The organism is Pseudomonas sp. Irchel 3F3 (assembly GCF_900187545.1).
Taxonomy (GTDB): Bacteria; Pseudomonadota; Gammaproteobacteria; order Pseudomonadales; family Pseudomonadaceae; genus Aquipseudomonas; species Aquipseudomonas fortuita.
This window is the reverse complement of the sequence record NZ_FYDS01000011.1, coordinates 23,711-50,700: the sequence shown is the minus strand read 5'-3', so window position 1 is coordinate 50,700 and position 26,990 is coordinate 23,711. Positions and strand designations below refer to the sequence as shown.

The 26,990-nt window shown below is 61.7% G+C and carries 21 protein-coding genes and 1 pseudogene; 14 read left to right on the top strand and 8 right to left on the bottom strand.

The genetic code is table 11. The annotated features are described in order from the left end of the window. Positions 1-10 precede the first annotated feature (10 nt). Positions 11-3,499, bottom strand: coding sequence for a chromosome segregation protein SMC (gene smc / locus CKW35_RS22560; RefSeq protein ID WP_095116917.1), 3,489 nt, complete (start codon positions 3,497-3,499; stop codon positions 11-13). A gap of 3 nt (positions 3,500-3,502) precedes the next feature. After that, complete coding sequence (locus CKW35_RS22555) at positions 3,503-4,162, bottom strand: GntR family transcriptional regulator (RefSeq protein ID WP_016488356.1); 660 nt, start codon at positions 4,160-4,162, stop codon at positions 3,503-3,505. Between the two features lie 268 nt (positions 4,163-4,430). Here CKW35_RS22555 and xdhA point away from each other — a divergent pair, with 268 nt between their 5' ends. The 4 genes from xdhA to guaD are packed head-to-tail and all read left to right on the top strand — an operon-like array spanning position 4,431 to position 10,488. Then, entirely contained in the window at positions 4,431-5,885 is a 1,455-nt protein-coding gene (gene xdhA, locus CKW35_RS22550) for a xanthine dehydrogenase small subunit (RefSeq protein WP_095116915.1), read from the top strand. Beyond that, positions 5,878-8,277, top strand: a complete 2,400-nt coding sequence (xdhB, locus tag CKW35_RS22545) for a xanthine dehydrogenase molybdopterin binding subunit (RefSeq protein ID WP_016488358.1) — start codon at positions 5,878-5,880, stop codon at positions 8,275-8,277. The genes xdhA and xdhB overlap by 8 nt, the downstream gene beginning before the upstream one ends. A 50-nt stretch (positions 8,278-8,327) precedes the next feature. Then, positions 8,328-9,173, top strand: a complete 846-nt coding sequence (gene xdhC / locus CKW35_RS22540; RefSeq protein WP_016488359.1) for a xanthine dehydrogenase accessory protein XdhC — start codon at positions 8,328-8,330, stop codon at positions 9,171-9,173. A gap of 10 nt (positions 9,174-9,183) precedes the next feature. Further along, complete coding sequence (guaD, locus tag CKW35_RS22535) at positions 9,184-10,488, top strand: guanine deaminase (protein WP_095116913.1); 1,305 nt, start codon at positions 9,184-9,186, stop codon at positions 10,486-10,488. Here guaD and aqpZ read toward each other — a convergent pair. Continuing rightward, positions 10,485-11,183, bottom strand: coding sequence for an aquaporin Z (aqpZ, locus tag CKW35_RS22530; RefSeq protein WP_019472843.1), 699 nt, complete (start codon positions 11,181-11,183; stop codon positions 10,485-10,487). The two genes, guaD and aqpZ, sit on opposite strands and share 4 nt — an antisense overlap. A gap of 150 nt (positions 11,184-11,333) precedes the next feature. Beyond that, positions 11,334-12,089, bottom strand: coding sequence for a GntR family transcriptional regulator (locus CKW35_RS22525; RefSeq protein WP_012273431.1), 756 nt, complete (start codon positions 12,087-12,089; stop codon positions 11,334-11,336). 283 nt (positions 12,090-12,372) lie between these two features. Here CKW35_RS22525 and CKW35_RS22520 point away from each other — a divergent pair, with 283 nt between their 5' ends. After that, positions 12,373-13,722 (top strand): NCS2 family permease, encoded by a 1,350-nt coding sequence (locus CKW35_RS22520; protein ID WP_016488362.1) that lies wholly within the window; start codon positions 12,373-12,375, stop codon positions 13,720-13,722. A 485-nt stretch (positions 13,723-14,207) separates the two neighbouring features. Here CKW35_RS22520 and CKW35_RS28690 read toward each other — a convergent pair. Together CKW35_RS28690 and uraH are read right to left on the bottom strand one after the other, a co-directional pair. Continuing rightward, positions 14,208-14,469 (bottom strand): annotated as a pseudogene (locus CKW35_RS28690) (RHS repeat-associated core domain-containing protein); the annotation flags it as partial. Positions 14,470-14,648: 179 nt separating this feature from the next. Further along, positions 14,649-15,002, bottom strand: a complete 354-nt coding sequence (gene uraH, locus CKW35_RS22510) for a hydroxyisourate hydrolase (RefSeq protein ID WP_023048949.1) — start codon at positions 15,000-15,002, stop codon at positions 14,649-14,651. A 399-nt stretch (positions 15,003-15,401) separates the two neighbouring features. On the opposite strand from uraH, the gene puuE reads away from it, so the two are divergent. The 8 genes from puuE (at position 15,402) to CKW35_RS22470 (ending at position 24,612) form a co-directional block, all read left to right on the top strand. Continuing rightward, positions 15,402-16,328, top strand: coding sequence for an allantoinase PuuE (gene puuE / locus CKW35_RS22505; protein ID WP_016488363.1), 927 nt, complete (start codon positions 15,402-15,404; stop codon positions 16,326-16,328). Further along, positions 16,328-16,843: a 2-oxo-4-hydroxy-4-carboxy-5-ureidoimidazoline decarboxylase gene (gene uraD / locus CKW35_RS22500; protein ID WP_016488364.1), complete on the top strand. Its 516-nt coding sequence runs from the start codon at positions 16,328-16,330 to the stop codon at positions 16,841-16,843. The genes puuE and uraD overlap by 1 nt, the downstream gene beginning before the upstream one ends. Before the next feature lie 48 nt (positions 16,844-16,891). Continuing rightward, positions 16,892-17,395, top strand: a complete 504-nt coding sequence (locus CKW35_RS22495; RefSeq protein ID WP_016488365.1) for an ureidoglycolate lyase — start codon at positions 16,892-16,894, stop codon at positions 17,393-17,395. Between the two features lie 43 nt (positions 17,396-17,438). Next, on the top strand, positions 17,439-18,767 hold the full coding sequence (locus CKW35_RS22490) for a urate hydroxylase PuuD (protein WP_016488366.1): 1,329 nt from the start codon (positions 17,439-17,441) through the stop codon (positions 18,765-18,767). A 225-nt stretch (positions 18,768-18,992) separates the two neighbouring features. Beyond that, positions 18,993-20,348: a nucleobase:cation symporter-2 family protein gene (locus tag CKW35_RS22485; protein WP_016488367.1), complete on the top strand. Its 1,356-nt coding sequence runs from the start codon at positions 18,993-18,995 to the stop codon at positions 20,346-20,348. 140 nt (positions 20,349-20,488) lie between these two features. Further along, a complete protein-coding gene (locus tag CKW35_RS22480) occupies positions 20,489-21,274 on the top strand; it encodes an outer membrane protein OmpK (RefSeq protein WP_023047851.1) in 786 nt (261 codons plus the stop codon). Between the two features lie 353 nt (positions 21,275-21,627). Then, positions 21,628-22,410 carry an outer membrane protein OmpK gene (locus tag CKW35_RS22475; RefSeq protein ID WP_016488369.1) on the top strand — a complete coding sequence of 261 codons (783 nt, stop codon included), beginning with the start codon at positions 21,628-21,630 and terminating at the stop codon, positions 22,408-22,410. A gap of 258 nt (positions 22,411-22,668) precedes the next feature. Further along, positions 22,669-24,612 carry an LTA synthase family protein gene (locus tag CKW35_RS22470; protein ID WP_095116911.1) on the top strand — a complete coding sequence of 648 codons (1,944 nt, stop codon included), beginning with the start codon at positions 22,669-22,671 and terminating at the stop codon, positions 24,610-24,612. Between the two features lie 130 nt (positions 24,613-24,742). On the opposite strand, the gene CKW35_RS22465 is transcribed toward CKW35_RS22470, so the two are convergent. Continuing rightward, a complete protein-coding gene (locus CKW35_RS22465) occupies positions 24,743-25,657 on the bottom strand; it encodes a DUF808 domain-containing protein (protein ID WP_016488371.1) in 915 nt (304 codons plus the stop codon). 132 nt (positions 25,658-25,789) lie between these two features. On the opposite strand from CKW35_RS22465, the gene CKW35_RS22460 reads away from it, so the two are divergent. After that, a complete protein-coding gene (locus tag CKW35_RS22460; RefSeq protein ID WP_010955036.1) occupies positions 25,790-26,401 on the top strand; it encodes a TetR/AcrR family transcriptional regulator in 612 nt (203 codons plus the stop codon). 135 nt (positions 26,402-26,536) lie between these two features. On the opposite strand, the gene CKW35_RS22455 is transcribed toward CKW35_RS22460, so the two are convergent. After that, positions 26,537-26,977: a heme-binding protein gene (locus tag CKW35_RS22455; protein ID WP_016488372.1), complete on the bottom strand. Its 441-nt coding sequence runs from the start codon at positions 26,975-26,977 to the stop codon at positions 26,537-26,539. Positions 26,978-26,990: the final 13 nt, after the last annotated feature.

The following is a 26,990-nucleotide window of genomic DNA, read 5'->3' as shown; positions in this document are numbered from 1 at the left end:
TCGTCGCGCATCAAGCGTCGACCATGGCCATGGCCGCCTCCACATCAACTGCAACAAGGCGTGAGCAACCGGGTTCATGCATGGTCACCCCCATCAATTGGTCCGCCATCTCCATGGCAATCTTGTTGTGCGTGATGTAGATGAACTGCACGCTTTCACTCATTTCCTTGACCAGGCGCGCATAGCGCCCGACGTTGGCATCGTCCAGCGGTGCATCGACCTCGTCGAGCATGCAGAACGGTGCGGGGTTCAACTTGAAGATGGCAAACACCAGCGCCAACGCGGTCAGTGCCTTCTCGCCGCCGGACAGCAGATGAATGGTGCTGTTCTTCTTGCCCGGGGGTCGCGCCATGATCGTCACCCCTGTATCGAGTAAATCTTCGCCCGTCAGTTCCAGATAAGCGCTGCCACCACCGAAAACTTTTGGGAAAAGTGCCTGTAATCCGGCATTTATCTGATCAAAGGTATCCTTGAAGCGGTTGCGGGTTTCCTTGTCGATCTTGCGAATGACGTTTTCCAGGGTCTCCAGGGCTTCGACCAGGTCGGCGTCCTGCGCGTCCAGGTAACGCTTGCGCTCGGACTGCTGCTGGTATTCCTCGATGGCGGCCAGGTTGATCGCACCCAGGCGCTGGATGCGTGCTTCAAGCTGCTCCAGCTCCTGTTCGGTACCCTGCTCGCTGGCCTCGGCCTCCAGCGTGGTGAGCACGCCTTGCAGGTCGTAGCCATCGGCCAGCAGCTGTTCTTGCAAGGTCTTGCGTCGTACGTCCAGCCCCTGGCACTCCAGGCGCAATTGCTCCAGTTGGCCGCGCAGCAACTGAGCTTGCTGCTCGGCCTGGGTGCGGCGCTTTTCGGCATCACGCAGTTCACGGTCGGCTTCGTCCATGTGCAGGCGGGCCAAGCGCATTTCCTCGTCCACGCTCATACGCCGCTCCAGCAGCTCTTCGAGCTTCAGGCGCAGTTCTTCCTGCGGGGCCTCGCCCTCCTCCAGGTTCAGGCTCAGTTGCTCCTGGCGCTCGGTCAGGCGCGCTGCCTGCTGCTCCAGGCGCTCCAGGGCCTGACGGGTGGAGTCGTGCTGGGCGCGCAGCGAGCCCAAGCGCACGGCCAACTGGTGGGCGTGGTCCTTGTGCTGGCGGGCCTCTTGGCGCACCCGGTCGAGGGCTTCGCGCAGGGTGTCGCGGCGGGCCATCAGTTGCTCGCGCTGCTCGGTGTCCTGGGCCATCAGCTCCAGGGCCTCCTGCAGCAGCAGGCGCGCTTCGCCTAGCTGTTCGTGCTCCACGGTGCGCTGCTCTTCAAGCTCGGCCAGCTCTTCAAGCAGGCGCCGACGGCGCAACGCGACCTGCTCGGCTCGGGCGCGGCTGGCCGAGAGCCTGGCATTCAGTTCGCCATGCAGACGGTTTTCTTCCTGGGTACGGCGGCGCAGCTGTTCACGCTGCTCTTCCTGGTCCAGCTGCTGCTCGCGCAGGGCCTGCAACTGTTGCTCAAGCTGCTCCAGTGCCGCTTCCTGCTCCTGTTGCTCCTGCCCCAGGCGCTCGATTTCCTGGCCACGCGCCAGCACGCCGCCTTCAGCTTCACCACCACGGCGCACCCGCAGGAAGTGCCGGCCAACCCAGTAGCCATCGCGGCTGACCAGGCTCTGGCCTTCGCCAAGCGACACGCGCTGCGCCAGTGCCTGGGCCAAGTCCTCCACAGGCTTGACCTGGCCCAGCCAGGGCGCCAGGTCGATGCGACCTGCGACCTTTTCCAGCAGGCTGCCAGGCAACGATGAACCCTTGCCGCTGGCCTGCAGCAAACGCAGCTCACCTTGCTCAAGGCCTGTGAAATCGAGCGTGTCGAAATCATCCACCAGCACCGCCTGCAGATCGGCGCCAAGCACCGTTTCTACTGCCAACTCCCAACCCGGTTCTACGCGCAAGCCTTCAGCCAGGCGTGGCTGTTGCTCCAGACCTTGGCCTTGCAGCCAGCCTGCAGCACCCGCGCCCGGTTCCAGGGCGGCCTGCTGCAAGGCTTCGAGCGAGGCCAGACGACCACCCAGGCGCTGCAGGCCGCCCTGCGCCTGCTGCTGGGCCAGGGTGGCCTGTTGCAGTTGCTCGCGCGCGCCTTCCAGGCGCTCGACCACCTGTTCTTCGGACAGCTGCAATTCTTCCAGCAGCATTTCACTGCTGGCCAGTTGCTCGGCCAGTTCGAGCATGGCGGCATCCTGCGGGTCGCTCCCCAGTTGCTCGCGCTCCTCGCCCAGCTTGCGCTGGCGCTCGGCCAAACGCTCCAGGCTGGCTTCCAGCTGTTGCAGGCGCGCCTGCTGCACTTCGGCCTGGCGACGTGGTTCGGCGGAGCGGCTGTTGAAACTGTCCCACTGTTCCTGCCAGCCGTGCATGCCCGCCTCGGCTTCCTCAAGGGCCGCAGCGGCCTCTTCGGCGGCGGCCAGGGTCATTTCCTGCTCGGGCTCGAGCATGGCCAGCTCTTCGCCCAGGGTGGCCAGCAAGGTGCGGTCGTGGCCCAGGTGCGATTCGGTCTCCAGGCGCGTGCGCTCGGCTTCCTTGAAGTCGTCCTGCAACTGCCGCAGGCGCTGCTGGCCATGCTGGATACTCTGCTCGACCCGGGCAATATCACCGGCTACCGAGTAGAAGCGGCCCTGCACCTGGTTGAAGCGCTCGGATAATTCATGATGGCCATCGCGCAGGCGCTCGATACTGGCATCGGCATTGCGCTGCTCGGCCACCAGTGCTTCATGGGACACACCCTGGTCGCCAATCACCGACTCGCGCTGGCGTACCTGTTCGTCCAGGCCGCGCCAGCGCAAGGCCGAAAGGCGTGCCTTCAACTGGCGTTCCTGCGCTTTGTACTCGCGGTACTTCTCGGCGGCCTGGGCCTGACGGTGCAGGCGCTCCAGCTGGCGCTCCAGCTCTTCGCGCAGGTCGGTCAGGCGCGCGAGGTTTTCCTGGGTGCGGCGGATGCGGTTCTCGGTTTCGCGGCGCCGCTCCTTGTACTTGGAGATGCCGGCCGCTTCTTCGATGAAGTTGCGCAGTTCCTCGGGCTTGGCCTCGATCAGCTTGGAGATCATGCCCTGTTCGATGATCGAATAGCTGCGTGGTCCAAGGCCGGTACCGAGGAAAATATCGGTGATGTCACGCCGCCGACACTTGGTGCCGTTGAGGTAATAGCTGTTCTGCCCGTCGCGGGTAACCTTGCGGCGGATCGAGATTTCGGCATAGGCGGCATACTCGCCGACCAGGGTGGTTTCGCTGTTGTCGAACACCAGTTCGATGCTGGCCTGGCTGACCGGCTTGCGGCCACTGGAGCCGTTGAAGATGACGTCGGTCATCGACTCGCCGCGCAGGTTCTTTGCCGAACTCTCGCCCATCACCCAGCGCACCGCGTCGATGATGTTGGACTTGCCACAGCCGTTGGGGCCGACCACGGCCGCCATGTTACTGGGGAAATTGACCGTGGTCGGGTCGACGAACGACTTGAACCCGGCCAGGCGAATGCACTTCAGGCGCATCGGTCAGCCTCGGGCCAGCGCCGCCAGCACCAGTTCGCAGCTGCGCTGGCCGTAGGCAGTTAGCACCTCCCGGATGCGTGGCAGGTCGCGGGCGACCACGGCGTCGAGCAGGCGGGCGAACAGGTCCAGGTAATCGATCATGTTGGCCTGGCGCTGGTCCAGCGACAAATAGTAGGCACGGCTCATCGCCGGTTGCAGGTTTTCCACGGTTTCCTGCAGGAACGGGTTGTCGGCGAACGGATAGGCCGCGCGCATCACCGCGAAGCTCTCGGCGACAAACGTCTTGATGTCGAGCTGGTCATGGGCGCGCTGCAAACGCTGCTGAATATCCAGAAACGGGCGCAGGTCGGCATCGGTGCGCCATTTTTGCGCAACCGCGTTGCCCAGCAGGATGTAGAACTCGCCCATCAAGGAACACAGGCTACGCACGCTGCGCTCGTCCAGCACGGTCACGTGGGCACCCCGGCGCGGCAAAATCGCCACCAGGTGCCGGCGCTCGAGGATCAGCAGCGCTTCACGGACCGAGCCACGGCTGACGTTGAGGGCCAAGGTCACCTTCTGCTCCTGGATACGCTCGCCTGGCGCCAGCTCGCCGCGGATGATGCGTTCGGCCAGGTAATCGGCAATCTGCTCGGAGAGGCTGTCCGGGGCCTTGAACGTCATGGTTTTCCTTCAAAATCATTGAACTGGGCACAAGGGGCGGATTGTAGCGTACTTGGGCGGTAATCGCGCAGAGGGGCCAGGCGGTTTATTTGACCCGCCAGACAGCCGCGCGCCCGGCGCGATCTATGCTTGTTGTATGGGCAACGTGTTCGGCCGGGCGGCTACACGCGCAATTTCTTGACCTTTGAGTCAGAAAAATATTGACCTGCTGGACAGGTGTTGCTTAGAGTCCGCCCAACAACAATAAAACCATTGCGAGGCTATCCCCGTGATCCAGTTTCTCGTCAACCAGGAGCTGCATAGTGAGCACGCCCTGGACCCGAACATGACGGTGCTGCAGTACCTGCGCGAGCACCTGGGCAAACCCGGCACCAAAGAGGGCTGCGCCAGTGGTGACTGCGGCGCCTGCACCGTGGTCGTCGGCGAACTGAGCCAGGACGAGCAAGGCAACGACAGCCTGCGCTACCGCAGCCTCAACTCGTGCCTCACCTTTGTCTCGTCGCTGCACGGCAAGCAACTGATCAGCGTCGAAGGCCTCAAGCATCAGGGCCAACTGCACAGCGTGCAACAGGCCATGGCCGATTGCCACGGTTCACAATGCGGCTTCTGCACCCCTGGCTTTGTCATGTCGCTGTTCGCCTTGCAAAAAAACAGCAGCGGCCCGGACCTGCACCAGGCCCAGGAAGCCCTGGCCGGTAACCTGTGCCGTTGCACCGGCTACCGCCCCATCCTCGAAGCCGCCGAGCAGAGCTGCCGCCAGCCCTGTCGCGACCAGTTCGATGCCCAGCAGGCGCAAACCATCAGCCGCCTCAAGGCCATTGCACCGACCCAGACCGGCGAGCTGAACAGCGGCGACAAGCGTTGCCTGGTGCCGCTGACCGTGGCCGACCTGGCCGACCTGTACAGTTCACACCCCGAAGCCCGCTTGCTGGCCGGCGGTACCGACCTGGCCCTGGAAGTGACCCAGTTCCACAGGACGTTGCCGGTGATGATCTATGTCGGCCACGTGGCCGAGCTCAAACGCATCGAAAAAACTGCCAGCCACCTGGAAATCGGCGCTGCCACCCCGCTCACCGACTGCTACGGCGCACTCCACGAGGAATACCCGGACTTCGGCGACCTGCTGCACCGCTTCGCCTCGCTGCAGATCCGCAACCAGGGCACGCTGGGCGGCAATATTGGCAACGCCTCGCCCATCGGCGACTCGCCTCCCCTGCTGATTGCCCTGGACGCGCAGATCGTACTGCGCCAAGGCGAGCGCCAGCGCACCATGGCGCTGGAAGACTACTTCATCGATTACCGCGTCACCGCCCGCCAGGACAGCGAGTTCATCGAGAAGATCATCGTGCCTCGCGCCACCAATGACTGGGCGTTCCGCGCCTACAAAGTATCCAAGCGCCTGGACGACGACATTTCTGCCGTGTGCGCGGCCTTCAACCTCAGCATCGAAAACGGCGTGGTCAGCGGTGTGCGCATCGCCTTCGGCGGCATGGCGGCCATCCCTAAACGGGCCCGCGCCTGCGAAGCAGCGCTGCGCGGCAAGCCGTGGAACCAGGCCGCCATCGAGCGGGCCTGCCAGGCGCTGGCCGAGGATTTCACCCCGCTCAGCGACTTCCGCGCCAGCAAGGAATACCGCCTGCTGACCGCACAAAACCTGCTGCGCAAGTACTTCATCGAACAGCAAACGCCGCACATCGAAACCCGGGTGACCGCTTATGTCTAACCATCACGTAGCCAAGAGCCAGGCCGAGATGGCCGAGCTGTTCAGCCAGGACCTGACCACCGGGGTTGGCCGCAGCGTCAAGCACGACAGCGCCGACAAGCATGTATCTGGCGAGGCGCTGTACATTGACGACCGCCTGGAATTCCCCAACCAGCTGCACGTCTATGCGCGCACCGCCGACCGCGCCCATGCGCGTATCCTGCGCATCGACACCACGCCGTGCTATGCCTTCGAGGGTGTGCGCATCGCCATCACCCACGAGGACATCCCCGGCCTGAAAGACATCGGCCCGGTGGTGGCCGGTGACCCGCTGCTGGCCATCGACAAGGTCGAGTTCTTCGGCCAGCCGGTGCTTGCCGTTGCGGCCCGTGACCTTGAAACCGCGCGCCGCGCGGCCATGGCCGCCATCGTCGAATACGAAGACCTGGAGCCGGTGCTGGATGTGGTCGATGCGCTGCGCAAGAAGCACTTCGTGCTCGACAGCCACACCCACCAGCGCGGTGATTCAGCTACCGCCCTGGCCAGCGCCCCGCACCGCATTCAGGGCACCCTGCACATCGGCGGCCAGGAACACTTCTACCTGGAAACCCAGATTTCCTCGGTAATGCCCACCGAAGACGGCGGCATGATCGTCTACTGCTCCACGCAAAACCCCACCGAAGTGCAGAAACTGGTCGCCGAAGTGCTCGACGTGCCGATGAACAAGGTGGTGCTGGACATGCGCCGCATGGGTGGCGGGTTTGGCGGCAAGGAAACCCAGGCCGCCAGCCCTGCCTGCCTGTGCGCGGTGGTGGCGCGCCTGACCGGGCAGCCGACCAAGATGCGCCTGCCACGGGTCGAAGACATGACCATGACCGGCAAACGCCACCCGTTCTATGTCGAATACGATGTGGGCTTCGACGACAACGGCCGCCTGCACGGCATCAATTTCGACCTGGCCGGCAACTGCGGGTACTCGCCCGACCTCTCCGGCTCGATCGTCGACCGCGCCATGTTCCACTCCGACAATGCCTACTACCTGGGCGATGCCACCGTGCATGGCCACCGCTGCAAGACCAACACCGCCTCCAACACCGCCTACCGCGGCTTTGGCGGCCCGCAGGGCATGGTCGCCATCGAGCAGGTGATGGACCATATCGCCCGCCACCTGGGCCGTGACCCCCTGGCCGTGCGCAAGGCCAACTACTACGGCAAGACCGAACGCAACGTTACCCACTACTACCAGACCGTCGAGCACAACATGCTCGAGGAGATGACCGCCGAGCTGGAGGCCAGCAGCGACTACGCCGAGCGACGCGAGTCGATCCGGCGCTTCAACGCCAACAGCCCGATCCTGAAGAAAGGCCTGGCGCTGACGCCGGTCAAGTTCGGCATCTCGTTCACCGCCACCTTCCTCAACCAGGCCGGTGCGCTGATCCACATCTACACCGATGGCAGCATTCACCTTAACCACGGCGGCACCGAGATGGGCCAGGGCCTGAACACCAAGGTGGCACAGGTGGTGGCGCAGATCTTCCAGGTGGATTTCAGCCGCATCCAGATCACCGCCACCAATACCGACAAGGTTCCCAATACCTCGCCGACCGCCGCCTCCAGTGGTGCCGACCTGAACGGCAAGGCAGCGCAAAACGCTGCCGAAATCCTCAAGCGGCGCCTTACCGAGTTCGCCGCACGGCACTATCAGGTGACCGAGGAAGATGTCGAATTCCGCAACGGCCATGTACGCGTGCGCGACCAGATCGTCAGCTTCGAGCAACTGGTGCAGCAGGCGTACTTCGCCCAGGTGTCGCTGTCCAGCACCGGGTTCTACCGCACGCCGAAAATCTTCTACGACCGCAGCCAGGCACGCGGCCGGCCGTTCTACTACTTCGCCTTTGGCGCCGCCTGCGTGGAGGTGATCGTCGATACCCTGACCGGCGAATACAAGATGCTGCGTGCCGACATCCTGCACGACGTGGGCGATTCGCTGAACCCGGCCATCGACATCGGCCAGGTGGAAGGCGGCTTCATCCAGGGTATGGGCTGGCTGACCACCGAAGAGCTGGTGTGGAACGCCAAGGGCAAACTGATGACCAACGGCCCGGCCAGCTACAAGATCCCGGCAGTCGCCGACATGCCGCTGGACCTGCGGGTGAAGCTGGTTGAAAACCGCAAGAACCCGGAAGACACCGTGTTCCACTCCAAGGCCGTGGGCGAGCCGCCGTTCATGCTCGGCATTGCGGCCTGGTGTGCGATCAAGGATGCCGTGGCCAGCCTGGCTGACTACCGCGTACAGCCGAACATTGACGCGCCGGCGACACCGGAACGGGTGCTGTGGGGTTGTGAACAGATGCGCAAGGTAGTGGCTGCAGCGCAACCTGAAGCCCCAGAGTTGGAAACTGTGACTCAGTAACGCCGCTCCTACACAAAGCCGACCGCGTTGCACTGAAGAGGATCTGCATCATGCACCAATGGATCAACGCCCTCGCCGACCACCAGTCCCGTGGCGAAGCGTGCGTGCTGGTGACCATCATCGAGGAGCGCGGCTCGACCCCGCGCAACGCAGGCTCGAAGATGGTGGTCAGCGCCAGCGGCCTGTTCGACACCATCGGCGGCGGCCACCTGGAATACAAGGCGCTGCACATCGCCCGGCAAATGCTCGAAGAGCAGCGCACCACGCCGCACCTGGAGCGCTTCAGCCTCGGCGCCAGCCTGGGCCAGTGCTGCGGCGGCGTGACCGTGCTGCTGTTCGAGCCGATGGCCGCCGTGCAGGCGCAGATCGCCGTGTTCGGCGCGGGCCATGTCGGCCGGGCTCTGGTACCCTTGCTCGCCGCGCTGCCCTGCCGGGTGCGCTGGATCGATTCGCGCGAACAGGAATTCCCCGAGCTCATCCCCAACGGGGTGACCAAGGTCGTCAGTGAGGAACCGGTCGACGAAGTCGCAGGCCTGCCACCAGGCTGCTACTGCATCGTCATGACCCACAACCACCAGCTCGACCTGGAGCTGACCGCCGCCATTCTCAAGCGCAACGATTTCACCTGGTTCGGCCTGATCGGCTCGAAGACCAAACGGGTCAAGTTCGAGCACCGCTTGCGCGAGCGCGGCTACGACGAGGCCGTGCTGGCGCGTATGCGCTGCCCGATGGGCCTGCCCGAGGTAAAGGGCAAGCTGCCCATCGAGATCGCCGTGTCCATCGCCGGCGAAATCATCGCCACCTACAACGCCTGCTTCGGCCAGCACGACGCTGCGGCCAATGCCGGCCCCATTGCCCAGTTGCTGCCGCCCTCCCGGCGCAGCCAAGCTATTTGACGAGTGTGTTATGACCGTTACCCGTAAAGCCTACCGCGCCGCCATCCTGCACAGCATCGCCGACCCGGCCGAGGTGGGCCTGGAGGCTTCCCATGAGTACTTCGAAGACGGCCTGCTGGTGGTCGACGATGGCCGCATCAGCGCCATTGGCCACGCCAGCGAACTGCTGCCGACCCTGGACGCAGGCATCCCGGTGGAGCACTACCAGGACGCGCTGATCACCCCAGGCTTTATCGACACCCATATCCATTTCCCGCAAACCGGCATGATCGGCTCCTACGGCGAGCAATTACTGGACTGGTTGAACACTTACACCTTCCCCTGCGAAAAGCAGTTCGCCGACAAAGCGCACGCCGACCAGATGGCGAAAATCTTCCTCAAGGAACTGCTGCGCAACGGCACCACCACTGCATTGGTGTTCGGCAGCGTGCACCCGGAATCGGTCAACGCCCTGTTCGAAGAGGCCGAGCGCCTGGACCTGCGCCTGATCGCCGGCAAGGTGATGATGGACCGCAACGCGCCGGACTACCTGACCGACACCGCCGAATCCGGTTACGCCGACAGCAAAGCGCTGATCGAGCGCTGGCATGGCAAGGGCCGCCTGCACTACGCGGTTACCCCGCGTTTCGCCCCGACCAGCACGCCTGAACAGCTGGCACTGGCTGGTCAGTTGCTGAAGGAACACCCCGGCGTGTACATGCACACGCACCTGTCGGAAAACCTCAAGGAAATCGACTGGGTCAAGTCGCTGTTCCCCGAGCAGAAGGGTTACCTGGACGTGTACGACCACTTCGAGCTGCTGGGCGAGCGCTCGGTGTTTGCCCACGGCGTGCACCTGTGCGACGACGAATGCCAGCGCCTGGCCGAAACCGGCTCGGCCGTGGCCTTCTGCCCCACTTCCAACCTGTTCCTGGGCAGCGGCTTGTTCAACCTGCCCCAGGCCGAGCGCTTCAAAGTCAATGTGGGCCTGGGTACCGACGTCGGCGCCGGCACCAGCTTCTCGCTGCTCAACACCCTGAACGAAGCGTACAAGGTGATGCAGCTGCAGGGCGCGCGCCTGCACCCGTACAAGTCGCTGTACCTGGCCACCCTCGGCGGCGCCCGCGCCCTGCGCCTGGACGACCGCATCGGCAGCCTGCGCCCGGGCAACGATGCCGACTTCGTGGTGCTGGACTACAAGGCCACGCCGCTGCTGGACTACCGCATTCAGCAGTCCAACAACATCGAAGAGACCCTGTTTGTGCTCACCACCCTGGGCGACGACCGCACTGTGCGTGAAACCTACGCTGCAGGGCGTTGCGTGCACCAGCGCTAAGGTTCTTTGGCAAGCCCCCGGTAAAGCGCGCCGCCGATAGCAGCACCAATAAGCGGCGCCACCCAGAACAGCCACAGCTGTTGCAGGGCCCAGCCGCCGACGAACAAGGCCGGCCCCGTGCTACGCGCGGGGTTGACCGAGGTATTGGTCACCGGAATGGAGATCAGGTGGATCAGGGTCAGGGCCAGGCCGATGGCAATCGGTGCAAAACCTGCCGGCGCCCGCGAATCGGTCGCGCCCATGATCACCACCAGGAACATCGCCGTCATCACCACTTCACTGATGAACCCCGCCCCCAGCGTATAACCGCCGGGCGAGTGGTCGGCGTAGCCGTTTGAAGCCAATCCCGAAGACAACTCGAAACCGGCCTTGCCGCTGGCGATGAGGTAGATCACCCCGGCCGCCAGGATGGCGCCAATCACCTGCGCGATCACGTAGGGCAGCAGCTCTTTGGCCGGAAAGCGCCCACCCACCACCAGCCCGAACGACACGGCAGGGTTGAGGTGACAGCCGGAGATATGGCCGATGGCGAAGGCCATGGTCAGCACTGTGAGGCCGAAGGCGAAGGCGACACCGAGCACACCGATGCCGAGAGGGGAACTGGCTGCGAGTACTGCACTGCCACAGCCGCCAAGCACTAACCAGAAGGTACCGATCAGCTCGGCACCCATACGTTTACCCAAAGACATGCTCATGAACCCATTCCTCAAGAAGTTGAACGCAACGAATGCGCAAGCCCAACTGCTTGATGAAGGTTTGCTCACAAGAATTTAGCAGACCTTTGGCTGATGGCCAAAAATGACTGGGGGCTGCAAAGCAGCCCCCTTCAATCACCTTGCAAACGATCAACCCTTCGCTGAAACCTTGGGCTTTTTCAGCAAATGCGAGAACACCGCATGCAGATCGTCCGAGGCACTCTCCTCGTCCAGGTTCAGCTTGCTGTCAATGTGGTCCATGTGGTGCATCATCAAGCTTACGGCCTGCTCGGCATCACGCGCCTCGATGGCATCGATCAGCTGCATGTGCTCATCGTACGAACAATGCGAGCGGTTGCCGCTTTCGTACTGGGCAATGATCAGTGAGGTTTGCGACACCAGGCTGCGCTGGAAGCTCACCAGGGGTGCATTGCCCGCCGCTTCGGCCAGCTTGAGGTGGAACTCGCCGGAAAGACGAATACCGGCACCGCGGTCACCGCGCGAGAAACTGTCGCGCTCCTCACGCACCATCTGCCGCAGCTCGTTGAGTTGATCCAGGGTGGCGTGCTGCACGGCCAGTTCGGTGATGGCCCGCTCCACCATGCGTCGCGAGAAGAACACCTGGCGCGCCTCTTCCACCGTCGGGCTGGCCACCACTGCACCGCGGTTCGGCCGCAGCAGCACCACGCTTTCGTGGGCCAGGCGCGACAGGGCGCGGCGGATGATGGTGCGGCTGACGCCGAAGATTTCGCCCAGCGCTTCCTCGCTCAACTTGGTGCCCGGCGCCAGGCGCTGCTCGAGGATCGCCTCGAAAATGTGCGCGTAGACGATATCGTCCTGGGTACCGCTGCGGCCGGCCTTGCCGACACGTGCAGGTTTCTTCAGAGGTTGCAGCTGTTCGTTCATGGGCTCTCGAGGCACGAAGAGAAAGTATGGCGCCATTGTACACAGGCTGAGGCGATTCCGCAGGGGGCGTTTTACCTATATAGCCGTTGTACGACGCATTGCGCACACAAAACATAAAACATTATTTGCATTCTTTGTACACAAAAGCATAATCCACCGAGCAACTTCTTGACCCATGAGTCAACAAAATGGTCAGACGTCTGCCTTCCCTCGCGGAGCCGCCAAGTGCATTGCGCAGGAAACTGGCTCCATAACAACAAGAAAGACTTGAGGAGTACCTGCTGTGGAAAGCCGCAAATCCGAAGCCCCTACGCTGGATCTCGCCCCACCACTCGAAACGAGCTGGCTGGAGCGGATTTTCAAACTCAAGCAACACGGCAGCACCGTCAAAACCGAAATGATCGCCGGGGTGACCACCTTCATCACCATGGCCTACATCATCTTCGTCAACCCCAACATCATGGCCGACGCCGGCATCGACCATGGTGCCGCCTTCGTCGCCACCTGCATCGCCGCCGCGCTGGGCTGCCTGCTGATGGGCCTGTACGCCAACTGGCCGGTGGGCCTGGCACCGGGCATGGGGCTTAACGCCTTCTTCACCTACACCGTGGTCGGCACCATGGGCTACAACTGGGAAACGGCACTGGGGGCAGTGTTTGTCTCGGGCGTGCTGTTCATGTTCCTGACCTTGTCGAAAGTGCGCGAATGGTTGCTCAACAGCATCCCGGTCAGCCTGCGCCATGCCATGGGGGCCGGCGTCGGATTGTTTCTCGGGCTGATCGGCCTGAAGACGGCAGGCATCATCGTCGACAGCCCCGCCACCCTGATCAAGCTGGGCTCGCTGCATGAGCCGGGGCCGCTGCTGGCGGCCGTGTGCTTTCTGCTGATTGCCATCCTCAGCTACAAGCGGGTATTCGGCGCGATCCTGATCAGCATCATTGGCGTCACCCTGGCAGGCTGGGGCCTGGGCCTGGTCACGTTTGGCGGGGTGATGTCGATGCCGCCAAGCCTGGCACCGACCTGGATGGCCATGGACGTGGCCGGGGTGTTCAACGTCAGCATGATCAGCGTGGTGCTGGCGTTTCTGTTCGTGCACATGTTCGACACGGCTGGCACTTTGATGGGGGTGGCGCAACGGGCCAACCTGGTGGCGCCGGACGGGCGTATCGAAAACCTGTCGAAGGCACTGAAGGCCGATAGTGCTTCGAGTGTGTTCGGGGCCGTGGTCGGCGTGCCGCCGGTCACCAGCTATGTGGAAAGTGCTGCAGGTGTCGCCGCAGGTGGCCGTACGGGCCTTACGGCAGTGGTGGTCGGCCTGCTGTTCATCGCCGCGATGTTCTTCGCCCCACTGGCCGGGATGATTCCGCCCTATGCAACGGCGGGGGCGCTGATCTATGTAGCGATGCTGATGATGGGCAGCATGGCGCACATACACTGGGATGAGGCTACCGACAGCATTCCGGCGATTGTCACGGTGATCATGATGCCGCTGACTTTCTCGGTCGCCGACGGCATTGCCCTGGGCTTTATTAGCTACGTGGCGCTGAAGGCGGGTACCGGTAAGTACAAGGAAATCTCAGCCAGCCTGTGGGTGCTGTGCGCGATCTTTATTGCAAAGTTCGTGTTCCTCTGAGCAGGCGTTCATTAAAAAGGGCGTTTCGGCGCCCGTTCATTTTTATCTAATCGGTGCGGGTATTTTCGCGAAGATACCGGTTCGAGGAAGTCGAGCCCGTGTCGCTCCTTCCGGAACCTCTTCACGCACCCTGACAACGTCAAATGCGGGCTCTCTCACAACCACTACATCAAACACATCCTTTTTATAACCAATGCCGGGAACCAAGCTCATATCGTCGCTTGCAACTACCGCCAAGACGATACCGTCGGGGTGGACGTCAGCGTATTTTTGGGCATGATCACGGCTTGGCGCAACATAGAACCCCGGCCCTTGAGCTTGTCTATGAACCTCTGAATGCCCTGACGATAGACCTTTGTGCAGCGAGGGCAGCTCTTTGCGACTCGTCCCATGCCACCCCAGTAATTGTGTAAATTTCACCTCGCGGGAAACCGCAGTCATCGTTTCCACTCGCTTAGGCGTCTGTAGAGCGCTCGCCAGCATTCTCCAAATGCTATGACCGCTTGGGTCCTGGTAATTCACCGGGTCCCCTTGGCAATAGGCATAGGCGTTGAAGCCACCTCGATCGAACGGACTCAGATTGTCCGGGCTATTGAACCGCATCAAAGAGGGGTTGAATGCTCGATAACCGTTACCCAAATGGTAATGTCCGGTGACTGGATCCCGCCGATCACCCTCGAAACCGAGCACACCCTGGCTAGGCAAGTGATAGCCATAAGGCGAATATACATTTTTTGCGTTCACCAAGCGTGGTCCTCAAGTACGAGTTGTGCACTTGATCATTACAGACACCGCCAAATGCGACTACTGACAAAAATGTGAGTCGAAGGGTTGTTTCACTTCACTATGTAAATACAGCAGACGAAAAAAAGCCCGCCAGTGTGAGAGCGGGCCAAAGGACCTACGAAGATTCTTCTAGCGACCAACTAGCTTCCACGATAGGTCGAATAGCTGTACGGCGAGATCAGCAGCGGCACGTGATAGTGCTCCTGCGACTCGTCGATGCCAAAGCGCAGCACAACAACATCCAGAAACGCCTGGGTCGGCAGTTGCACGCCACGGGCGCGGTAGTAATCACCCGCGCTGAATTGCAACTGATACACCCCGGTGCGGTAGTCGTCACCCTGCAGCAGCGGCGCGTCGACGCGGCCATCGCTATTGGTCAGGGCGGTGTTCACCAGCTCCAGCTGCTGGCCTTCGACGCGGTACAGCTCGACCTTGATCGAGCTGCCCGGGCAGCCATGCGCGGCATCCAGTACGTGTGTGGTCAAACGTCCCATTGCGTGTCGCCTCTTGTTCAATCTGTGGGCAAAAAATACTCAGCCATCGCACCAGCATAGCGCCTGCGGCAGGCGGGAATGACGCCATTAAGACATTCCATCGCTAAATTGTACACAATTTTTTGAACCCATCTGTCGCCCCCAGCGTTTCGTGCCCTTAAACGACCCACCGGTCGCAAATACAGGCACCGCAACGAGGCAAACGTCATTAGCTGACCAATCAGGCAGGTTTCTTGCACTGTGTTGCAAGGTCGCTGCGCGGCGACGAAAGGAAAGAAATGCGGAAAAACAGGCTTACAAAAGATTTCAGAAGTTGTATACAATCAGCCCATCCGGTGGTGCGACATACCGACGCGGCCCGCCCACCACCCGCACTAACGCACAAGAAGGAAGACTGCAGTGAGCGCTGACTACCCTCGCGACCTGATCGGTTACGGCAACAACCCTCCTCACCCGCAATGGCCGGGCAACGCTCGCATCGCGCTGTCTTTCGTCCTCAATTACGAGGAAGGTGGCGAACGCAACATCCTGCACGGTGACAAAGAGTCCGAAGCCTTCCTGTCCGAGATGGTCGCTGCCCAACCGTTGCAGGGCCAGCGCAACATGAGCATGGAATCGCTGTACGAATACGGCAGCCGTGCTGGCGTGTGGCGTCTGCTGAAGCTGTTCAAGGACAGCGGCGTGCCACTGACCGTCTTCGCCGTGGCCATGGCCGCCCAGCGCCACCCCGACGTGATCCGCGCCATGGCCGAAGCCGGCCACGAGATCTGCAGCCACGGCTACCGCTGGATCGACTACCAGAACATGGACGAGGCCCAGGAGCGCGAGCACATGCTCGAAGCCATCCGCATCCTCACCGAACTCACCGGCGAGCGCCCGGTAGGCTGGTACACCGGCCGCACCGGCCCGAACACCCGCCGCCTGGTGATGGAAGAAGGTGGTTTCCTGTACGACAGCGACACCTACGACGACGACCTGCCCTACTGGGAGCCGAACAACCCCACCGGCAAGCCGCACCTGGTGATCCCCTACACCCTGGACACCAACGACATGCGCTTCACCCAGGTACAGGGTTTCAACTGCGGCGAGCAGTTCTTCCAGTACCTGAAAGACGCCTTTGATGTGCTGTACGCCGAAGGCGCCGAAGCACCGAAAATGCTGTCCATCGGCCTGCACTGCCGCCTGGTCGGCCGCCCGGCACGCCTGGCTGCACTCAAGCGCTTCGTCGATTACGCAAAAAGCCATGACCAGGTCTGGTTCGCCCGTCGCGTGGATATCGCCCGCCACTGGCACGCCACCCACCCGTACAAGAAAGAGAACGCCTGATGACCGCCTTCAACACCCTCAAGCCCTCCGCCCTGAGCCGTGACGCCTTCGTCGAGGCCTTCGCCGACATCTACGAGCACTCGCCTTGGGTTGCCGAAAAAGCCTACGACCTGGGTCAGCTGAGCGAGCTGGACGAGATCGAAGCGCTGCACCAGCGCATGAGCGACATCCTGCTCAGCGCCAACCACGCCGACCAGCTGGCGCTGATCAATGCTCACCCGGACCTGGCCGGCAAGGCCGCCATCCAGGGCGAGCTGACCGAATCGAGCACTAACGAACAGGCCGGCGCCGGTATCCACCAGTGCACCGCCGAAGAGTTCGCCCGCTTCACCGAGCTGAACGATGCCTACAAGGCCAAGTTCCAGTTCCCGTTCATCATGGCGGTGAAGGGCAGCAACCGGCACCAGATCCTCGCCGCCTTTGAAAAGCGCATTCACAACGATGCCGATGCCGAATTCAAGGAAGCCCTGGCGCAGATCAACCTGATCGCCCTGTTCCGCCTGCTGCAGTTGTAAACGGCAGCCGAACCTTTTCAGTACAACGAATATATAAGAGAGACCCGCATGCGCACCCTGATGATCGAGCCCCTGACCAAAGAAGCCTTCGCCCAGTTCGGAGACGTGATCGAAACCGACGGCAGCGACCACTTCATGATCAACAACGGCTCGACCATGCGCTTCCACAAGCTCGCCACGGTCGAGACCGCCGAGCCCGAAGACAAGGCGATCATCAGCATCTTCCGCGCCGACGCGCTGGACATGCCGCTGACCGTGCGCATGCTGGAACGCCATCCGCTGGGCAGCCAGGCTTTCATCCCGCTGCTCGGCAACCCCTTTCTGATCGTGGTCGCGCCCGTTGGCGATGCACCTGTATCAGGCTTGGTCCGCGCCTTCCGCAGTAATGGCAGGCAGGGCATCAATTACCATCGCGGCGTTTGGCACCACCCGGTGCTCACGATCGAAAAGCGGGATGATTTCCTGGTGGTTGATCGCAGTGGTTCTGGCAACAACTGCGATGAGCATTACTTCACCGAGGAACAGATGCTGATCCTCAATCCCCACCAATAAGAAAAGGTCGATCATCGCAAGGTGATCGGCAGAGGTACATACTGTGGAAGCACACCTTCACGAATGGCTGAACCTGAGCATTCGCTGGGTTCACATGATCACCGGTGTCGCCTGGATCGGTGCATCGTTCTACTTCGTCTGGCTGGAGAACCACCTGAACCGAAGCAACCCGCGCGATGGGTTGTCGGGTGATCTCTGGGCGATTCACGGCGGTGGTATCTACCACCTGGAGAAATACAAACTCGCGCCCCCGAAAATGCCCGAGAACCTGCACTGGTTCAAATGGGAAGCCTACTTTACCTGGATGTCCGGTATCGCCCTGCTGTGCGTGGTGTTCTACTGGAACCCGGCCTTGTACCTGCTGGCACCTGGCAGCACCCTGAGCGGTGCCGAAGGCGTGGCCATCGGTATCGGCTCGCTGATCGCTGGCTGGTTCATCTACGACTTCCTGTGCGACTCGCCCCTGGGCAAGAAGCCAGCGCTGCTCGGCGGTGTGCTGTTCGTGCTGATCATCGCCGCCTGCTGGGGCTTCAGCCTGGTGTTCAGCGGCCGTGGTGCATACCTGCACACCGGCGCGATCATCGGCACCATCATGGTCGGTAACGTGTTCCGCATCATCATGCCGGCCCAGCGCCAGCTGGTGGCGGCGATCGAGAACAACCAGACACCCGACCCGGTACTGCCGGCCAAGGGCCTGCTGCGCTCGCGTCACAACAACTACTTCACCCTGCCGGTGCTGTTCATCATGATCAGCAACCATTTCCCGAGCACCTACGGTAGCCAGTACAACTGGCTGATCCTGGCTGGTATCGCAGTAGCCGCGGTTCTGATCCGCCACTACTTCAACACCCGCCACGACAGCAACAAGTACGCCTGGACCCTGCCGGTCGGCGCCCTGGCGATGATCTGCCTGGCCTACGTCACCGGTCCTAAACCGATGGCCGTAAGCCCTGAGCAAGCCGCAGCGAAAGTGGAGTACCAGCCGCTGCCTGCGACTGCCGTCGGTGGCAAGACCGCTGCCGAGCAGCGCGCCGAGGACGCCGCCAAGGCTGCCGAAGCGCCGGCTGCACCTGCGCAAGCACCGGCCCAGGCCGCTGCCCAGGCCGGCGGTGGCGACTTCGACAAGATCCACAATGTCATCCAGGAACGCTGCACCGTGTGCCACTCGTCCAAGCCGACCAGCCCACTGTTCAGCGCCGCCCCTGCCGGCGTGATGTTCGACACCCCGCAGCAGATCCAGGCCCAGGCCGCGCGCATCCAGGCGCAAGCGGTCGCCAGCCAGATCATGCCGCTGGGCAACATCACCCAGATGACCACCGAAGAGCGCAAGCTCGTCGGCGACTGGATCGCCAAAGGCGCCCAGGTCAACTGATAGCACCTCGCCAGCCAACCCGCTCCCAAGGGGATCACCTCCCCTGTGGGAGCGGGCTTGCCCGCGAAGAGGCCGGTAGCCCCGGCCTCAAAGCTTCATGTGTTACGCAACAAGCAAGCATCGAGCGTCAGCATTCACAGCGGGAAATCCAAGCTTCTTCCTGAAGCTTGCCGCTTGGAGCTTGTCGCTTGGATCCGAGAATAAAAACAAAACTCGAGGTGCTGCATGTCCGAGTCACGCAAGGCGTATATTCCCATTGCGCCGCCGCGCGAACCCTTGCCCCTGTTCCAACTGTTCCTGGTTGGCCTGCAACACGTTCTGCTGATGTACGGTGGCGCGATTGCCGTGCCGTTGATCATCGGCCAAGCCGCCGGGTTGTCCCGTGAAGAAGTCGCATTCCTGATCAACGCCGACCTGCTGGTCGCTGGCGTCGCCACCATTATCCAGTCGTTCGGTATCGGCCCGGTGGGCATCCGCATGCCGGTGATGATGGGTGCCAGTTTCGCTGCCGTCGGCAGCATGGTGGCCATGGCCGGCATGCCCGGCGTAGGCCTGCAGGGGATCTTCGGCGCGACCATCGCCGCCGGGTTCTTCGGCATGCTGATCGCGCCGTTCATGTCCAAAGTCGTGCGCTTCTTCCCGCCGCTGGTCACCGGTACGGTGATCACCTCGATTGGCCTGTCGCTGTTCCCGGTGGCGGTCAACTGGGCCGGTGGCGGCCATGAAGCCGAAACCTTCGGCTCGCCCATCTACCTGCTGGTGGCCGGTCTGGTGCTGGCGGTGATATTGCTGATCAACCGCTTCATGCGCGGCTTCTGGGTCAACGTGTCGGTACTGGTAGGCATGGGCCTTGGCTACATCCTGGCCGGCTCCATCGGCATGGTCGACCTGTCTGGCCTGAAAGACGCTCCGTGGTTGCAGGTGGTAACCCCACTGCACTTCGGCATGCCGACCTTCAGCCTGGCGCCGATCCTGTCGATGTGCCTGGTGGTGGTGATCATCTTCGTCGAGTCCACCGGCATGTTCCTGGCCCTGGGCAAGGTGACTGATCGCGAAGTCACGCCAGGGATGCTGCGTCGCGGGCTGCTGTGCGATGCCGGTGCATCGTTCATTGCCGGCTTCTTCAACACCTTCACCCACTCCTCGTTCGCCCAGAACATCGGCCTGGTGCAGATGACCGGGGTGCGCTGCCGCTTTGTCACCATCGTGGCCGGTGCATTGCTGATCCTGCTCAGCCTGCTGCCCAAGGCGGCCTTCCTGATTGCCTCGATCCCGCCTGCGGTACTGGGCGGTGCCTCCATTGCCATGTTCGGCATGGTCACCGCCACCGGGATCAAGATTCTTCAGGAGGCGGACATCGGCGACCGCCGCAACCAGTTGCTGGTGGCGGTGAGCGTCGGCTTCGGGTTGATTCCCGTGGTGCGTCCTGAGTTCTTTGCCCAGATGCCGCAGTGGATGGAACCCATCACCCACAGTGGTATCGCCATGGCCACGGTCAGTGCCCTGGTGTTGAACGTCCTGTTCAACATCCTCGGTGGCGCCGACCGCGCGGTGCACAACGACGTCTGTCACCAGCATTGAGCCTGCAGGGGCGGCGCATTGCCGCCCCTCACCTACGCCTGCAGTAACCGCTACGCCGTCGACCCGCCGGAATGGGTCGCCCGGGGTGCTTTTGCGCCAAAAAAACCGCCAACAAAAACAATAAGTCCGGGAATCACAACATGAAGCGCATCACCACGTCCCTGTTGTTGGGCAGCAGCCTGCTGGCCACCCTACCCTCGCATGCAGGCGAATGGCTGCAATGGCATGGCGAAAGCCTGACATACCTGTATGGCAAGGACTTCAAGGTCAACCCTGATATCCAACAGACCATCACGTTCGAGCACGCCAACAAATGGAAGTACGGCGACACCTTCATGTTCGTCGACAAGATCTTCTACAACGGCAAAGCCGACGCCAGCAAAGGCGTGACCACCTACTACGGCGAGTTCAGCCCGCGCCTGTCGTTCGGCAAGATCTTCGACCAGAAGCTGGCCTTCGGCCCGATCAAGGACGTGCTGCTGGCCATGACCTACGAGCGGGGCGAAGGCGACAACGAAGCCTACCTGATCGGCCCCGGCTTTGACCTGAACATCCCCGGCTTCAACTATTTCACCCTCAACTTCTACGTGCGCAACACCGAAGGCAGCCGCCCAGGCGACAACGTCTGGCAGATCACCCCCGGCTGGTCCTACACCATCCCGGTGGGCAGGTCGGACATTCTGATCGACGGTTACATGGACTGGGTCCCCGACAACGACCAGACACGTCGGGGCACCTACCACGCCAACCTGCACTTCAACCCGCAGGTCAAATACGACCTGGGCAAGGCGCTGAACCTGGGCGCCAAGCAGCTGTACGTGGGCTTTGAGTACAGCTACTGGAAGGACAAATATGGCATCGATAGCCGCGGCAACCTGGAGAGCAACCAGAGTGTCGCCAGTGCGCTAATCAAAGTACACTTCTAAGAAGCTGACCAAACGCACAAGTTTGATACAGCACGCTCCAGGACGGAGCACTTGAGGCGCGGCGCGCAAGCCAGTAATCTGCGCGCCCCCTCGATCAGGGCAGAACGGATTCTGCCTGCGTTTACTGACCGCTCAGTCAATGAATACGGGCGGTTGGCCAACGTGTTGCCAGCCTGAAAGACCCTTTTCATCCGTTCAGAACGAAGTCGAGCAGGAAGGTTTTGCCAACCCGGAAAAGTTGGCCCAACCCTTGCCAAACAGCTGTGGCCTATCGAAAAAAGCTGACTCGCAAGACAACAAAAGCGCCATCAACGAGCGCTGACAACAGATCAATCAAGGGAGCGACACTCGCAATGCGTACCATCAACAGCCTGATCCTCGCCGGCGGCCTGCTGGCCTGCGGCACCACCTTCGGCGGCGACCTGCTGCAATGGCAGAACAACAGCCTGACTTACCTGTGGGGCAAGAACTTCAAGGTCAACCCGGCCATTCAGCAAACCGTCACGTTCGAACACGCCGATGGCTGGAAGTACGGCGACAATTTCATCTTTGTCGACAAGATCTTCTACCAAGGCCAGAAAGATGCCGGCAACGGCCCGAACACCTATTACGGTGAGATCAGCCCACGCCTGTCGTTCAACAAGATCTTCGACCAGAAGGTCGAGTTCGGCCCGGTCAAGGATGTGCTGCTGGCGATGACCTACGAGTTTGGCGAGGGTGACACCGAGTCGTACCTGATCGGCCCAGGTTTCGACCTGGCCATTCCCGGCTTCGACTACTTCCAGCTGAACTTCTACAACCGCACCACCGACGGCAGCCGCGCTGGCGACAACGTATGGCAGATCACCCCGGTATGGTCGTACACCATCCCGGTGGGCGATTCCGATGTGCTGATTGATGGCTTCATGGACTGGGTGGTGGACAACGACGAGAACCGCCGCGGTACCTACCACGCCAACCTGCATTTCAACCCGCAGATCAAGTATGACCTGGGCAAGGCGCTGCACCTGGGCGAGAAACAACTGTATGTGGGTGTGGAATACGACTACTGGAAAAACAAATATGGCATCAAGGACAGCGATGCCTTTACCACCGACCAGAACACCATGAGTTTCCTGGTAAAAGTGCACTTCTGATGCGCTGAAACGTGACAGCGCGTTGTATTTTTAACGCGTTGTCACGTGCAATTCCATGCGCATCATGTAAGTAATTTCCTACAGCGGATTCAGATAGTTCTTAATTGCATTAAGTCTCGCCTTAAAAAAACACAGCATCAAGACAATCAACAACACATCAAATAGCACAATAGCCCCCTCTGTTTTGACAATTTTTTTGCACTCCGCCCTTTAGCATGCTTGTCTTCTGCATTCAAAAAAAGAAAACAGGCCTACTTAATGCGCACCTCCCTCACCGCCCCCTGGCGGTATCTTCTGTTAGTTTGCTCACTGTGGTTTGGCATTTTCCTGCTGACCCGCCTGATATTGCTGGCTACCCATCTGGATGAAGTCCATGGCGACTACCTCTCACTGCTCTTCAGTGGGGCCCTTTACGACCTGAGCTTCCTCACCTACGCCGCACTGCCGCTGGGGTTGTACCTGGCAGTGTGCCCGGCCGCCTTGTGGCGCACACGCTGGCACCACCGGCTGATGAGCGGGGTGCTGGTCGTCAGCCTGTTCGTGATGCTGTTCGTCGCCGTGGCCGAGTGGCTGTTCTGGGACGAGTTCGGGGTACGCTTCAACTTCATCGCCGTCGACTACCTGGTGTACTCCAAGGAGGTGCTGGACAACATCCGCGAGTCCTACCCGCTACCGACCCTGTTGGGCTGTATTGCCGTGGTTGCGGTGCTGCTTGCCCTGATCCTGCACAAACCACTGGCCCGGGCGCTGGCAGCGCCCAGCGCCAACCTGCGCCAGCGCCTGGGCGGTATTGCGCTGCTGGCAGTGCTAGGCGGGCTGAGCGCGCTGCTGATCGACCAGCAGTTCCCCCGCGGCCAGGGCGGCAATGCCTACCAGCGCGAGTTGGCCAGTAACGGACCGTATCAGTTCTTTGCCGCGTTCCGTAACAACGAACTCGACTACACCCAGTTCTATGCCAGCCTCGACGCAGCACAAGCCGGTGCGCAGATGCACCAGGAACTGGCCGAGCCCAACGCACGGTTCCAGGCCAGCGAGCCCGAGGACATTCGCCGCCACATCAGCGCCAGCGGCGAGCCACGCAAGCCCAACATCATCCTGGTCACCATCGAGAGCTTCAGCGCCAAGTACATGGGCAGCAACGGCGACCCGCGCAACCTCACGCCCAACCTGGATGTCTTGCGCCGCGAGAGCCTGTACTTCAACAACTTCTATGCCACCGGCACCCGTACCGATCGCGGCCTGGAGGCCATTACCCTGTCGATTCCGCCAACGCCGGGGCGCTCCATTGTCAAACGCATCGGCCGTGAAAGCGGCTACGGCAGCCTCGGCCAGCAACTGGCTGCAGTCGGCTATGACCCCGTGTTCGTCTATGGTGGGCGCGGATACTTCGACAACATGAACGCCTTCTTCAGCGGCAACGGTTACCGCATCGTCGACCAAAGCAGCGTGGATGAAAGCGAAATCGGCTTCAAGAATGCCTGGGGCATGGCCGATGAAGACCTGTATCGGCAGGCGCTGAAACTGGCCGATGCCGACCATGCCAAGCAGCAGCCGTTCTTGCTACAACTGATGACCACCTCCAACCACCGCCCTTATACCTACCCGGACGGCCGCATCGACATCCCCTCGGGCGACGGCCGCGAAGGTGCCGTGAAGTACACCGACCATGCCATCGCCCAGTTCCTGCGCGAGGCCAAGGGCAAGCCGTGGTTTGACAATACGTTGTTCGTCTTCGTCGCCGACCACACCGCCGGTAGCGCCGGCGTGGAAGACTTGCCGGTGAGCAATTACCAGATTCCGCTGTGGATCTATGCACCCAAACTGATCGCCCCGCGCGAAGACGCACAACTGGCCAGCCAGATCGACCTTGCACCGACCTTGCTCGGCCTGCTCAACCTCAGCTACACCTCAACCTTCTTTGGCCGCGACCTGTTGGGTGAGGATGCCTTGCCGCCACGGGTCTTGATCGGCAACTACCAGCACTTGGGGCTGTTCGACGGCAAGGACCTGGCGATCCTCAGCCCACGCGGCGGCATGCGGGTGCACCAGGATGCCTTGGGCAACAGCCGGGAAATGGCAGCCACCAGCGACAACCCGCTGATCCGCCGGGCTATCGCGTACTACCAGAGTGCGGCAAACGACTTCAGCAAAGGGCTGCTGGCCTGGAAACCACAGGATCAAGGTGCGGTGGTAGAACAATAAACCCGTGAGCCAACAACGCGGTATATGGCACCGGCTTTGCCGGTGTTCGCGGGCTTGCCCGCTGCCACAGGGTTAAAGCTGTTTCTGAGGTTTGCAGTGTACTTGTGGGCAAAGCCCCGGCCCTGCAGCCTCATGTGCCCGGCCGGATCGCCCGCCACAATTTGCCGGCAATCGCTACCACCGCCAGTACCACGGCACCGGCCACCACCCCGACAAGACCGTTTAGCAGCGCCCCGGTCAGGGCGCCACCGCGCCCCTCGCTGAACGCTTCGATGGCGTGATGCAGCGGCTCGATGCCATGCACCAGAATCCCACCGCCGACCAAAAACATCGCCGCCGTGCCGATCACCGACAGGCTCTTCATCATGTAGGGCGCAGCCCGCAGGATGCCGTTGCCGACGGCCTGGGTCACGCTCGACGCCTTTTGGGTCATCCACAACCCCAGGTCATCGAGCTTGACGATACCCGCCACCAGCCCGTATACGCCGATGGTCATGACGATGGCGATGCCCGACAGCACGATGATCTGCTGGCTCAGCGGCGCATCGGCCACGGTACCCAGGGTAATGGCAATGATCTCGGCCGACAGGATGAAGTCGGTGCGCACCGCGCCCTTGATCTTGGCCTTCTCGAAGGCCACCAGGTCGACATTGGCATCAGCCACGGCTTCCTTTCGCGCCTTGTGCTGCGCGTCGTCCTCTTCCTTGCTGTGCAAGAACTTGTGCGCCAGCTTCTCGAAGCCTTCGAAGCACAGGTAGGCACCACCGATCATCAACAGCGGCGTCACTGCCCACGGAATGAACGCGCTGATCAGCAGCGCCGCCGGCACCAGGATTGCCTTGTTGACGAATGACCCCTTGGCCACCGCCCACACCACCGGGACCTCCCGCTCGGCACGCACACCGGTAACCTGCTGAGCGTTCAGCGCCAGGTCATCGCCCAGCACACCTGCAGTTTTTTTTGCCGCCACCTTGGTCATTAGCGAGACGTCATCAAGCACCGTGGCGATGTCGTCGATCAGTACCAGTAGACTGCTTCCTGCCATGTTTGCCTGTATCCCGATAAGTGTGTGCCACGGATTCTAGCCCAAAGCCGCTGCCTTGAGCGCCCGTCGAGCCCGGTGCTACCATGCCCGATCCCTCTTAGAGGTGGCCAGACACGAGGAAGATCCCTGACCATGAGCACCATTCGCGAGCGCAACAAGGAACTGATCCTGCGCGCGGCCAGCGAGGAATTCGCCGACAAGGGCTTCGCCGCCACCAAGACCAGCGATATCGCGGCCAAGGCCGGCCTGCCCAAGCCGAACGTGTATTACTACTTCAAGTCCAAGGACAACCTCTACCGCGAGGTCCTGGAAAGCATCATCGCGCCAATCATGCAGGCGTCGACGCCGTTCAATGCCGACGGCGACCCGAAGGAAGTATTGAGTGCGTACATTCGTTCGAAGATCCGCATTTCGCGCGACCTGCCACACGCCTCCAAGGTTTTTGCCAGCGAGATCATGCACGGCGCCCCGCACCTGTCGCCGAACCAGGTAGAGCAGCTGAACGAACAGGCCCGGCACAACATCGAGTGCATCCAGCGCTGGATCGACCGCGGGCAGATCGCCCACGTGGATGCGCACCACCTGATGTTCAGCATCTGGGCGGCGACACAGACCTATGCAGATTTTGACTGGCAGATTTCTGCGGTGACCGGCAAGGCCAAGCTGGCCGACAGCGATTATGACGCGGCAGCCGAGACCATCATCCGCATGGTCTTGAAAGGCTGTGAGCCTGAAGCAGCCTGACAGGGCCAGTGGGGCTGCTTTGCAGCCCAATCGCCGGCAAGCCAGCTCCCACAGGATTTCCACAGTTCCTGATCACTGTGGTGTACCTGTGGGAGCTGGCTTGCCGGCGCTGTGGCCAGATCAGGCCACAGCGATTTAGGCTGCTACACCCGCATCCGCCTTCATACCCACCTCCTCGATTGCACTGATTGCACACTGCTCGTCGATATCCGACGTATCGCCGCTGATCCCTACCGCACCCAGCACCTTGCCGTCCTGATCACGGATCAGCACGCCCCCCGGCGCCGGCACCACCGGCCGCTCGCCCATCCCGTTCAATGCGGCAAAAAACGCCGGCCGTTGCTGCGCATCCAGCGCCAGCAAGCGCGATCCCTTGCCCAGGGCAATCGCCCCCCAGGCTTTGCCAGTGGCCACCTCAGGCCGGATCAGGCTGGCGCCGTCCTCACGCTGAAGCGCCAGCAGGTGCCCGCCGGCATCCAGCACCGCCACGGTCAGTGGCGCGGCATTGATCTTGCGGCCCGCCGCCAGTGCGGCGTTCACCAGGCTGACAGCGACTTTCAGGTTCAAGACGTTCATGGAAAGGTCCTCT

Excerpts from the sequence above, each read along its gene's own strand:
- smc (WP_095116917.1), bottom strand. The coding sequence starts at position 3,499 with ATGCGCCTGAAGTGCATTCGCCTGGCCGGGTTCAAGTCGTTCGTCGAC.
- CKW35_RS22555 (WP_016488356.1), bottom strand. The coding sequence starts at position 4,162 with ATGACGTTCAAGGCCCCGGACAGCCTCTCCGAGCAGATTGCCGATTAC.
- xdhB (WP_016488358.1), top strand. The coding sequence starts at position 5,878 with ATGTCTAACCATCACGTAGCCAAGAGCCAGGCCGAGATGGCCGAGCTG.
- xdhC (WP_016488359.1), top strand. The coding sequence starts at position 8,328 with ATGCACCAATGGATCAACGCCCTCGCCGACCACCAGTCCCGTGGCGAA.
- guaD (WP_095116913.1), top strand. The coding sequence starts at position 9,184 with ATGACCGTTACCCGTAAAGCCTACCGCGCCGCCATCCTGCACAGCATC.
- aqpZ (WP_019472843.1), bottom strand. The coding sequence starts at position 11,183 with ATGAGCATGTCTTTGGGTAAACGTATGGGTGCCGAGCTGATCGGTACC.
- CKW35_RS22525 (WP_012273431.1), bottom strand. The coding sequence starts at position 12,089 with ATGAACGAACAGCTGCAACCTCTGAAGAAACCTGCACGTGTCGGCAAG.
- uraH (WP_023048949.1), bottom strand. The coding sequence starts at position 15,002 with ATGGGACGTTTGACCACACACGTACTGGATGCCGCGCATGGCTGCCCG.
- uraD (WP_016488364.1), top strand. The coding sequence starts at position 16,328 with ATGACCGCCTTCAACACCCTCAAGCCCTCCGCCCTGAGCCGTGACGCC.
- CKW35_RS22495 (WP_016488365.1), top strand. The coding sequence starts at position 16,892 with ATGCGCACCCTGATGATCGAGCCCCTGACCAAAGAAGCCTTCGCCCAG.
- CKW35_RS22485 (WP_016488367.1), top strand. The coding sequence starts at position 18,993 with ATGTCCGAGTCACGCAAGGCGTATATTCCCATTGCGCCGCCGCGCGAA.
- CKW35_RS22480 (WP_023047851.1), top strand. The coding sequence starts at position 20,489 with ATGAAGCGCATCACCACGTCCCTGTTGTTGGGCAGCAGCCTGCTGGCC.
- CKW35_RS22475 (WP_016488369.1), top strand. The coding sequence starts at position 21,628 with ATGCGTACCATCAACAGCCTGATCCTCGCCGGCGGCCTGCTGGCCTGC.
- CKW35_RS22470 (WP_095116911.1), top strand. The coding sequence starts at position 22,669 with ATGCGCACCTCCCTCACCGCCCCCTGGCGGTATCTTCTGTTAGTTTGC.
- CKW35_RS22465 (WP_016488371.1), bottom strand. The coding sequence starts at position 25,657 with ATGGCAGGAAGCAGTCTACTGGTACTGATCGACGACATCGCCACGGTG.
- CKW35_RS22460 (WP_010955036.1), top strand. The coding sequence starts at position 25,790 with ATGAGCACCATTCGCGAGCGCAACAAGGAACTGATCCTGCGCGCGGCC.
- CKW35_RS22455 (WP_016488372.1), bottom strand. The coding sequence starts at position 26,977 with ATGAACGTCTTGAACCTGAAAGTCGCTGTCAGCCTGGTGAACGCCGCA.